The organism is Candidatus Methylomirabilota bacterium (assembly GCA_035764725.1).
Lineage (GTDB): Bacteria > Methylomirabilota > Methylomirabilia > Rokubacteriales > CSP1-6 > DASRWT01.
The window spans coordinates 1-11,043 of sequence record DASTYT010000126.1 but is presented as its reverse complement, the minus strand read 5'-3'; the positions used below and the strand labels follow the sequence as shown (position 1 = coordinate 11,043).

The 11,043-nt window shown below is 68.7% G+C and carries 6 protein-coding genes; 2 read left to right on the top strand and 4 right to left on the bottom strand.

The window, feature by feature from the left end:
- The 4 genes from VFX14_20825 to VFX14_20810 form a co-directional block, all read right to left on the bottom strand.
- A partial coding sequence (locus VFX14_20825; protein ID HEU5192141.1) for a 2-oxoacid:ferredoxin oxidoreductase subunit beta occupies nucleotides 1-951 on the bottom strand: 951 nt, incomplete at its 3' end.
- Nucleotides 948-2,819 (bottom strand): 2-oxoacid:acceptor oxidoreductase subunit alpha, encoded by a 1,872-nt coding sequence (locus VFX14_20820; protein HEU5192140.1) that lies wholly within the window; start codon nucleotides 2,817-2,819, stop codon nucleotides 948-950. The genes VFX14_20825 and VFX14_20820, both read right to left, overlap by 4 nt.
- A 223-nt stretch (nucleotides 2,820-3,042) precedes the next feature.
- Entirely contained in the window at nucleotides 3,043-4,053 is a 1,011-nt protein-coding gene (locus VFX14_20815) for an MBL fold metallo-hydrolase (GenBank protein ID HEU5192139.1), read from the bottom strand.
- 31 nt (nucleotides 4,054-4,084) lie between these two features.
- Complete coding sequence (locus VFX14_20810; GenBank protein HEU5192138.1) at nucleotides 4,085-4,996, bottom strand: LysR family transcriptional regulator; 912 nt, start codon at nucleotides 4,994-4,996, stop codon at nucleotides 4,085-4,087.
- Between the two features lie 132 nt (nucleotides 4,997-5,128).
- Between VFX14_20810 and gltB the strand changes: the two genes are divergently transcribed.
- Together gltB and VFX14_20800 are read left to right on the top strand one after the other, a co-directional pair.
- A complete protein-coding gene (gene gltB, locus VFX14_20805) occupies nucleotides 5,129-9,706 on the top strand; it encodes a glutamate synthase large subunit (GenBank protein ID HEU5192137.1) in 4,578 nt (1,525 codons plus the stop codon).
- A gap of 7 nt (nucleotides 9,707-9,713) precedes the next feature.
- Nucleotides 9,714-11,043 (top strand): glutamate synthase subunit beta (locus tag VFX14_20800; protein ID HEU5192136.1); only part of this gene is annotated, 1,330 nt, incomplete at its 3' end.

Below are 11,043 nucleotides of genomic sequence, written 5' to 3'. Positions count from 1 at the left end.
GAGCACGACCTCCTCGTAGACGGGCGCGACGATATCGCTGAGCACCCCGATGGGCACGGGGAAATCGGGTGCGAAGAGGTCGGCGATCAGCTTCGCCGCGTTGACGTTCTTCTCGTCGTGCACCCAGAGCGCGCTCTCGGGGACGTCCTTCACACTCACGACCTTGGGCTTCACCCCCTCGAGAACCAGGCCCTTCCGGTCGTCGGCCGGCCCGAAGACGAGGGGCTTGCCGTGCTCGAGCCGGAGCTCGTGGTGGATCTTTGACTCGCGATCGTAGAGCACGTTCCACGCGAGGTCGTTGTACACGTTGCAGTTCTGGAGGATCTCCACGAAGGCGGCGCCCTTGTGGGCGGCCGCGCGCTTGAGCGTCTCCTCCATGTGCGCGATGTTCCGGTCGACGGTACGCGCCACGAGGGTCGCACCCACCGCGAGCGCGAACGAGCACGGGCTCAACGGCCGGTCGGCGGAGCCGAGCGGCGTCGACTTGGTCACCTTGCCCAGCTCGCTGGTGGGCGAGTACTGGCCCTTGGTGAGCCCGTAGATCTTGTTGTTGAACAGGAGGATGGTGACATCCACGTTCCGGCGCAGCACGTGCAGGAGATGGTTACCGCCGATCGAAAGGCCGTCCCCGTCACCGGTGACGACGAACACCTTGAGGTCGGGCCGGGCGAGCTTCAGCCCGGTCGCGATGGCGGGCGCGCGCCCGTGAATGGTGTGGAAGCCATAGGTGTTCATGTAGTACGGGAAGCGGCTCGAGCAGCCGATGCCCGAGATGAACACGATGTCTTCCTTGGGGATGCCGAGATCGGGCATCGCCTTCTGCACGGCGCTCAGGATCGCGTAGTCACCGCACCCCGGGCACCAGCGCACGTCCTGGTCGGACTCGAAATCCTTCTTCGTGTAGCGCGGGCCGTTCGACGCGGCCTCGGGAGCTCCCTTTACCGTACTCACCGCGCAGCCTCCACGAGTTGATTGATGGCTTCGAGAATCTCTTGCGTCTGCAGCGGGACCCCGCGCACGCGGTTGAAGCCCACCGCATCCACGAGGTACTCCGCCCGGAGGATCCGCACGAGCTGACCGCTGTTGATCTCCGGCACCAGGACCCTGCGGAACTGGCGGAGGGTCTGGCCGAGGTCCGGCGGCAGGGGGTTGAGATAGCGCAGGTGGACGGAGGATACCGCCTTCCCCTCCATCTGCGCCTCTTCCACCGCCGCGGTGATGGCGCCAAAGGTGCCGCCCCAGCCCACCACGAGCACGTCGCCCGTGTGCGGGCCGTTGATGCTCAGCGGCGGGATCTCCTGGGCCACCCGCCGCACCTTCTCCGCGCGGGTCCGCACCATGTGGTCGTGGTTCTCCGGCTCGTAGGAGATGTTGCCGGTCACGTCCTGCTTCTCGATGCCGCCGATGCGGTGCTCGAGGCCAGGCGTGCCGGGTCGGACCCACGGCCGCGCCAGGGTGGCGGGATCGCGCATGTAGGGGAAGAATCCTTCCTTCTCCGTCCGGAAGTGCACCGGGATGTCCGGCAGGGTCTTCGGATCGGGCAGGAGCCACGGCTCGGAGCCATTGGCGAGGTAGCCGTCCGAGAGCACCATGACCGGCACCATGTACTTGATGGCGATGCGCACCGCCTCGTAGGCGATGAAGAAGCAGTCGCCGGGGCTCGACGGCGCGAGCACCACGATGGGGGACTCGCTGTTGCGCCCGTAGAGCGCCTGCATGAGGTCGGCTTGCTCGGTCTTGGTGGGCAGGCCCGTGCTGGGGCCGCCGCGCTGGATGTCGAAGATCACCAGCGGCAGCTCGGCCATCACCGCGAGGCCGATCGCCTCGCCCTTGAGCGCGATGCCGGGCCCGCTCGAGGCGGTGACCCCGATGGCGCCCCCGAAGGACGCCCCCACCGCGGAGGTCACCGCGGCGATCTCGTCCTCGGCCTGGAAGGTCCGCACCTTGAACCGCTTGTGCATCGCCAGCTCCTCGAGAATGCTCGAGGCCGGCGTGATGGGATACGCGCCGAAGACGATGGGGATCTGCGTGCGCTCGGCGGCCGCGAGGAGTCCCCAGGCGAGCGCGCGGTTGCCGATCATGCTCCGGTACACGCCCGGCGCCATCTCGGCGGGATCGACGCCGTAGTTCTCCGCGAAGATCTCCGCCGTCTCGCCGAAGGCGTGCCCCGCCTTGAGGACACGGATGTTGGCCTCGACGAAGGTGGGGTTCTTGGCGAACCGCTTCTTGATCGCGTCGAGGGTGGGATCGAGGGGCCGCGTGTAGATCCAGGACACGAGCCCGAGGGCGAAGAAGTTTTTGCAGCGGTCTTTCTCCTTCGCGTTGAGCGGCAGGTCTTCCAGGGCCGCCTTGGTGAGTCCGGTGATATCCACCTGGTGCAGGCGGTACTTGGACGCGAGGTCCGCATCCTCCAGCGGGTTCTTGGCGTACCCGGCCTTGGTCAGGTTCCGCTCCTCGAAGGCCGCGGTGTTGACGATGAGGATGCCGCCCGGCTTGAGATCGGCCAGGTGCACCTTGAGCGCGGCGGGGTTCATCGCCACCAGCGCGTCCAGCTGATCGCCCGGCGTGTACACGCGCTGGCTGCCGAACTGGAGCTGGAACGACGACACCCCGAACAGGGTGCCGGCGGGGGCGCGGATCTCGGCCGGGAAGTTCGGCAGCGTCGAGATGTCGTTGCCGGCCCACGCCGCCTCGGTGGTGAACTGCTCGCCCGTGACCTGCATGCCGTCGCCGGAGTCTCCCGCGAACCGGATCACCGCGCGGGTCAGCGTGCGGCGGGGCTTTGCGACAGCGGACGCGGGCGCGACTACGTCACTCATCGTCTTCAGTCCTTTCCGTGTGTCAGACGGACGGAATTTGCTTGTGCTCTTGTCTTCCTGGAATTCCCTGACCCTGGACGGAGTGGACCCGGAGGCGTGAGGCATCCGGGAACCCTTCGGGAGATGTCAGAGCCCATGTCCATGCTACCCAAACGCCAAAGGTTTAGCAAGGTTGTCCGCGGTCTGACCGTCGGGCCACCACCCCATCCGTCCACCCCATCGGTCACCGTCCGCGACGCGCTTCGTACCGGATGGTCGGATTGGGCTCGCGGGTGACGTCCTCGAGGTTCGCGATGCGCAACTCGCCGCGCTGGAAGAGGTACTCGACGTGGGCGCCCGCCTCCTCCAGGGCGAGGAGGCGCGTGTAGCCGGTCTTGGCCCCGAAAAGCCGCTTGGACACCTCGACGAGAGCCAGGGGCTCCCGACAAATATCCAGTACCTGGCTGAGCCGGCGGTCGTGATGGCCCACGATCCCGTCGATGCGGCCGGCCAGATCCTCGATGGGAGCCTCGTGGCCGGGCAGCGAGAGGCGGATGCCCGGCAGCTCCCGCATCCGCTCGAGGGCCTGGAGGTAGAGCTCGAGGCCGCAGAAGGGGGTGATGGCGGCGGGCGACTGATGCGGGGTGATGCGCGAGAGCACGTGGTCCGCGGTGAAGAGAAGATCGTCCACCTCGAGGCAGATCTGCCCGGGGCAGTGGCCGGGCGTGTGGTGCACGCGATAGCCGTTGATGATGCGCTCGCGGTCCTTCACCACGTGGTCGATCTCGACCGACTTGAAGAAGAGCTTGGAGAAGCGGTAGGCCTCCTCGAGCTCGGCCCGCAGCTCGGGCTTCACCCCCGCCCGCTCCATGAACACGCGGAGGTCCTTCGAGGCGAGCACGATGCGCTCCTCGAAGTTCACGAGGACGCGGGCATCAAGCTCGTGCACGTACACCGCGGCGTCGCTCTCGCGGGTGAAGCGGCCGACCCAGCCGAAATGGTCGATGTGGGCGTGGCTGATCACCACGTGCTGCACGGAGGCAAGCGTGGCCGTCTCACCGAACCGCTCGCGCACCTCGACCATGCGCGCCTCGAGCCCCGCGTTGGAATCTGGCAGCCCCGAGCCCACGTCGAAGAGCGTGACGTGGTCGCCGTCCACGATCAGGTAGATGTTGTTCACGTGGCCGGGGAAGGTCTCCACCGGCATTTGGTAGACGCGGGCGCCCCGCCGCGTCTCGAAGCGTGTGACGTCCATACGATCTACCCTATCACGCGGAGCGGGCGCGTCACGCGGAGGCGGAGCGGCTCGGCCCGCGCGCGTCATCGCTGCGGAGCTGGCCGATGAAGCGGGACACCGCGGCGGTGAGATGGCGGCCGCGGCGGTGGATGATGGCGACCGGCCGGACCAGGCCGGCGAGGGCGAGATCGGCCACCGCGAGCGTCTTGATCTCGCTCTCCTTCTGCACCGTCGGCGCGGGAAGGATGCTGATGCCGGCGGCGATGCCGATGGCCTGCTTGATCGTCTCCACGTTGTCGAACTCCATTGCCACATCCACGCGCACACCGTGCTGCTTGAGAGCTCGGTCGATGGCCCGGCGGATCGGCAGGTCGTGATCGAAAGCCACGAAGCGCTCGCCGTCGAGGTCCGCCGGCGTCACCCGTCGGCGGCGCGCCAGCCGATGGCTCGGGTGCGTGACCACCACCATCGGCTCCTCGCGCAGCGGCAGCACCTGGAGCGCCCGGCTCGCGGCGGGATAGGAAAGGATGCCAAGGTCCGCTTCGTCATTCAGCACCGCCTCGACGACCTTGTGCGGGTGCAGGCACTCGAGGAGCACGCGCACGCGGGGAAAAGCGGCCATGAACGGCTGCATGTGCCGGCTCATGTCGTGAAGGCCGACGGAGTAGATCGCGGCCACCCGCACCGTTCCCTCCACGCGCTGCTGCGAGGCGGCCAAATCGGCGCGGGCCTTGTCGAATCCGGCGAGCAGCGTGCGGGCGGCCTCGTAGAAGCCGCGCCCTTCCGCGGTGGGCTCGAGGGGCCGCCGCGTCCGGTCGAGCAGGGTTGCGTCCAGCTCGGCCTCGAGCTGCTGGATGGCCTGGCTGGCCGCCGACTGCGAGACGCCGCTGGCCGCCGCGGCTCGGGAAAAGCTCCGCAACCGCACGACGTCGCAGTAGAGGCGGAGGCTGTCCAGGGTCATGCCCCGACCCTATCCCATTAGCAGGGCTTATACAATGAATTTTCTATTTTGGGCTTGGCTAATGCTCTGGGCTGGGATAGGTTTGGGACTCACAACATGAGCCCGATGGACGCGCCGAAGGAGACGACGTCGATGCGGACAAGCCCCGCCGCCCCCGGTCTGCCCCCGGCCCAGGGACTCTACGACCCCGCCCACGAGCACGACGCCTGCGGCGTCGGCTTCGTCGTGGACATCAAGGGGCGTCGATCCCACGCCATCGTGAGCCAGGCCCTCGAGGTACTGAAGAACCTCCTGCACCGGGGCGCGTGCGGCTGCGAGGTCAACACCGGCGACGGGGCGGGCATCCTCATCCAGATGCCCCACGCCTTCCTGAGCCGCGAGTGCGCGCGCCTGGGCTTCACCCTCCCCGCGCCCGGGCACTACGGGGCCGGGCTCGTTTTCCTCCCCCGGGCGGCCGGCGAGGCGGCGGAGTGCCGCCGGATCCTCGAGGAGATCGTCCAGGAAGAAGGCCAGAAGGTGCTCGGCTGGCGGGACGTGCCCACCGACTCGTCCGCGGTGGGGCCGAGCGCGCGCGCCGTGGAGCCCGTGTTCCAGCAGGTCTTCGTGGGCCGCGCGCCGGGCGTGGCCGACCGGGCCGCGTTCGAGCGCAAGCTCTACGTGATCCGCAAGCGGGTCGAGCATGCGGTGAACCGGACCGCCCTCGCCGAGAAGAAGTGCTTCTACGTGCCGAGCCTCAGCGCGAACACCCTCATCTACAAGGGCATGCTCTCGGCCGACCAGATCGAGGCGATGTTCCCCGACGTCATCGATCCGCTCGTGGACTCGGCGCTCGCCCTGGTCCACCAGCGCTTCTCGACCAACACGTTCCCGTCCTGGCCGCTGGCGCACCCGTACCGGATGATCGCCCACAACGGGGAGATCAACACCCTGCGCGGGAACATCAACTGGATGCACGCGCGCGAGGCGATCGTTCGCTCCTCGGTGCTGGGCGAGGACCTCACGAAGCTGATGCCGATCGTGCTCGAGGGCGGCAGCGACTCTGCCTCCTTCGACAACGTGCTCGAGTTCCTCGTGATGGCGGGCCGGCCGCTGCCGCTGGCCATTCTCATGATGATCCCCGAGGCGTGGGCGGGCCACGAGGGCATGAGCGAGGACCGCAAGGCCTTCTACGAGTACCACGGCTGCTTGATGGAGCCCTGGGACGGCCCCGCGTCCATCGCCTTCACCGACGGCACCGTGATCGGGGCCGTGCTCGACCGGAACGGCCTCCGGCCCTCGCGCTACTACGTCACCAAGGACGACATGGTCATCATGGCGTCCGAGGTCGGCGTGCTGGACATCCCGGCCGAGCGCGTGCTGCTCAAGGAGCGTCTGCATCCCGGCCGCATCTTCCTCGTCGACACCGCGCAGGGGCGCATCATCGACGACGCCGAGCTCAAGAAGGCGTACGCCGGCCAGCATCCCTACGGCGAGTGGCTGAAGACGCATATCAGGCCCATCGAGACGCTGCCCGTGCCGCCCTACGTGCCTGAGCCCAACCACGAGACGGTGCTCCAGCGGCAGATGGCCTTCGGCTACACGCACGAGGATCTCCGCCTCCTCCTCGCCCCGATGGCCACCGCGGGCGAGGAGCCCGTGGGCTCCATGGGCACCGACACCGCCCTCGCCGTGCTCTCGAACCGGCCGCGGCTGCTCTACGACTACTTCAAGCAGCTCTTCGCCCAGGTCACCAATCCGCCGCTGGACGGGATCCGCGAGGAGCTGGTGACCCAGATCGCCACCACCATCGGGCCCGAGGGCAATCTCCTCGAGCCCACCCCCGAGGCGGCGCGGCAGCTCAAGCTCAGGACTCCGATCCTCGATAACGAGGAAGTGGCCCGCATCCGCCACTCGGACGTGCCGCACTACCGCTCGAAGACGATCCAGATGGTCTACCCGGCGCGGGGCGGCGGCGGCGCGCTGGCTGCGGCGCTCGAGGACCTCTGCCGCCAGGCGAGCGCGGCGGTGCACGAGGGGCACTCCTACCTGATTCTCTCCGACCGTGGCGTGAACGAGCGCTTGGCGCCTATCCCGTCCCTGCTCGCCACCGCAGGCGTGCACCATCACCTGATCCGCGAGGGGCTGCGCGTCAAGGTAGGAATGATCGTGGAGTCGGGCGACGCGCGCGAGGTCCATCACGCCGCGCTGCTGCTGGGCTACGGGGCGGGGGCCATCAACCCCTACCTCGCGTTCGAGACGCTCGACGACATGATCCGGCAGAACATGCTCCCGGGCCTGGATCAGACCACCGCGGTGAAGCACTACATCAAGGCGCTGAACAAAGGCGTGCTCAAGGTCATCTCGAAGATGGGCATCTCGACCATCCAGTCGTACCGGGGCGCCCAGATCTTCGAGGCCATCGGCCTCGACAAGGCCTTCGTCGACAAGTACTTCACGTGGACGGCCTCCCGCATCGGGGGCGTCGGCATCGACGTGATCGCGGCGGAAGCCGAGGCGCGGCACGCGCGCGCCTTCCCCGAGCGCCCGGTGGCCGAGCCCGAGCTGGAGTGGGGGGGCGAGTACCAGTGGCGCCGGGACGGCGAGTACCATCTCTTCAACCCGGAGACGGTGTTCAAGCTCCAGCACGCCACGCGGAGCGGTCAGTACAAGATCTTCAAGGACTACACCCGCGCGGTGGACGAGCAGAGCCGGACCCTCGCCACCCTCCGCGGCCTCTTCACGTTCAAGACGGCGCCCGTGCCCATCCCGCTGAGCGAGGTGGAGCCCGTCGAGCGCATCCTCCGCCGCTTCGCCACCGGCGCCATGTCGTACGGGTCCATCAGCCAGGAGGCCCACGAGACCCTCGCCATCGCCATGAACCGCCTCGGCGGCAAGTCCAACACCGGCGAGGGCGGCGAGGACGCCACCCGCTACGTGCCGGACCCGAATGGCGATTCCCGCCGCAGCGCGATCAAGCAGGTCGCCTCGGGGCGCTTCGGTGTCACCAGCGAGTACCTGGTCAACGCCGACGACCTCCAGATCAAGATGGCCCAGGGCGCCAAGCCCGGCGAGGGCGGCCAGCTCCCGGGGCACAAGGTCTATCCGTGGATCGCCCGGGTGCGGCACTCGACGCCGGGGGTGGGGCTCATCTCTCCGCCGCCGCATCACGACATCTACTCGATCGAGGACCTCGCCCAGCTCATCCACGACCTCAAGAACTCGAACCCGCGGGCGCGCATCAGTGTGAAGCTCGTGGCCGAGGTGGGCGTGGGCACCGTCGCTGCGGGCGTGGCCAAGGCCCACTCGGATGTGGTGCTGATCTCCGGCCACGACGGCGGCACGGGCGCCTCGCCGCTCACCTCGCTCAAGCATGGCGGCGTCCCCTGGGAGCTGGGCCTGGCCGAGACGCAGCAGGTGCTCGTGCTCAACAAGCTGCGCGACCGGATCATCGTGCAGGCGGACGGCCAGCTGAAGACGGGCCGCGACGTGGCGATCGCCGCCCTGCTGGGTGCCGAGGAGTTCGGTTTCTCCACCGCGCCGCTGGTGGTGATGGGCTGCATCATGATGCGGGTCTGTCACCTGAACACCTGCCCCGTCGGCATCGCCACTCAGGATCCGCGCCTCCGCGCCAAGTTCGCCGGCAAGCCGGAGTTCGTAGAGACCTTCTTCCGCTTCATCGCGGAGGAGGTGCGCGAGATCATGGCGTCCCTGGGCTTCCGCACCATGGACGAGATGATCGGGCGCGCCGACCGGCTGGAGGTCCGCCGCGCGGTGGAGCACTGGAAGGCCAAGGGGCTCGACCTCACGCCGCTGCTCCACCGCCCGGCGGTAGGCCTCGAGGTGGCGGTCCGGAAGGTCGTGGAGCAGGACCACGGCCTCGAGAAGTCGCTCGACATGACCACCCTGGTGCCGATGTGCCGGCCCGCGCTGGAGCGGGGCGAGCCGGTCGATATACGGCTCCCGATTCGCAATGTCAACCGGACGGTCGGCACCATCCTCGGCTACGAGGTCACCTCGCGCCACGGCGCGGCGGGACTGCCCGACGACACTGTCCGCCTCCATTTCTCCGGGTCCGCGGGTCAGAGCTTCGGCGCCTTCGTGCCGAAGGGCATCACGCTCACCCTCGAGGGCGACGCCAACGACTATCTCGGCAAGGGTCTCTCCGGGGGCAAGATCATCGCGTATCCCCCGCGGGAGGCGACGTTCGTGCCCGAGGAGAACATCCTCGTCGGCAACGTGGTGCTCTACGGAGCCACCGGCGGCGAGGCCTACTTCCGCGGGGTCGCGGGCGAACGCTTCGCCGTGCGCAACAGCGGGGCCGCCACCGTGGTGGAGGGAGTGGGCGACCACGGCTGCGAGTACATGACAGGCGGCCGCGTGGTGGTGATCGGCCGCACCGGCCGCAACTTCGCCGCGGGCATGTCGGGCGGCGTGGCCTACGTGCTCGACGAGGCGGGCGACTTCAAGCGCCGCTGCAACCTCGGCATGGTGGACCTCGAGCCCCTGGTGGACGTGGAGGACGTGGAGCTCGTGAAGGATCTCCTCTCGCGCCACATCCGCTACACCCAGAGCGCGGTGGCCGCGCGCCTCCTCGTCAACTGGGAGCGCGCGCGCGAGCGCTTCGTCAAGGTCATGCCCAAGGACTACAAGCGCGTGCTCGTTGCCATCAAGAAGGCGCAGGAGACCGGCATGTCGGTGGACGACGCGGTGATGGCGAGCGCGCACGGGTAGTCCCGGAATGGGCAAGGTCACCGGCTTCATCGAGTTCAAGCGGGACAAGCAGCCGTATCGCCCGGTCGAGGAGCGCGTGCGCGACTGGCAGCAGGTCATGCTGCCGTGGCCGGCCGACCGGCTCCAGAAGCAGGGCGCGCGCTGCATGGACTGCGGCATCCCCTTCTGCCATCAAGGCTGCCCGCTCGGCAACCTGATCCCGGACTGGAACGACCTCGTCTACCGGGACCGGTGGCACGAGGCCATCGACCGCCTGCACGCCACCAACAACTTCCCCGAGTTCACCGGGACGCTCTGCCCCGCGCCGTGCGAGGGCTCGTGCGTGCTCGGTATCAACGACGACCCGGTGACGATCAAGGCCATCGAGCTGGCCATCATCGACCGCGCCTTCGCTGAGGGCTGGGTGCGGCCACAGCTGTCCCGGGTTCACACCGGCAAGAAGGTCGCCATCGTGGGCTCGGGCCCCGCGGGCCTCGCTGCCGCCCAGCAGCTCACGCGCGCCGGCCACGCCGTCACCGTCTACGAGCGCGCGGACCGCATCGGCGGGCTGCTGCGCTACGGCATTCCCGAGTTCAAGATGGAGAAGCGGGTGCTCGACCGCCGCCTCCGCCAGATGGAGGCGGAGGGTACGGTGTTCGTCACGGGCGCGCACGTGGGCCAGAACGTGGACGTGGCCGAGCTCCGGCGGACCTTCGACGCCCTCGTCCTCACCGGCGGCGCCTGCGCGCCCCGCGACCTGCCCATCCCGGGCCGCGAGCTGCGCGGGATCCACTACGCGATGGACTACCTCACGCTCCAGAACCGGCGCTGCGAAGGCGAGCGCATCGACGAGGCCGCCTTCATCACCGCCGAGGGCAAGCCGGTCGTGATCATCGGCGGCGGCGATACCGGCGCCGACTGCCTCGGCACCGCGCATCGCCAGCGCGCCGCCTCGGTGCATCAGTTCGAGATCCTGCCACGTCCGCCCGAGGCGCGCGCCGCCGACAATCCCTGGCCCACCTGGCCGAACGTCTATCGCGTCTCCTCCGCCCACGCCGAGGGCGGAGAGCGCGTCTACTCCGTGTCGACCCGGCGCTTCATCGGCGATGCGAGCGGCGCGGTCACCGGGCTCGAGGCGGTCGAGGTCGAAATGGCGACGGTGGACGGCCGCCCCGGCTTCAAGGAAAGGCCCGGCACGGAGTTCACCCTGCCCTGTCGCCTCGTGCTCCTCGCCATGGGCTTCGTGGGCCCGGAGCGGGCGGGCATGCTCGACCAGCTCGGGGTGCGACTCACCGACCGGGGCAATGTCTGGCGCGACGAGCGATGGATGACGAGTGTCCCCGGCGTGTTCACTGCGG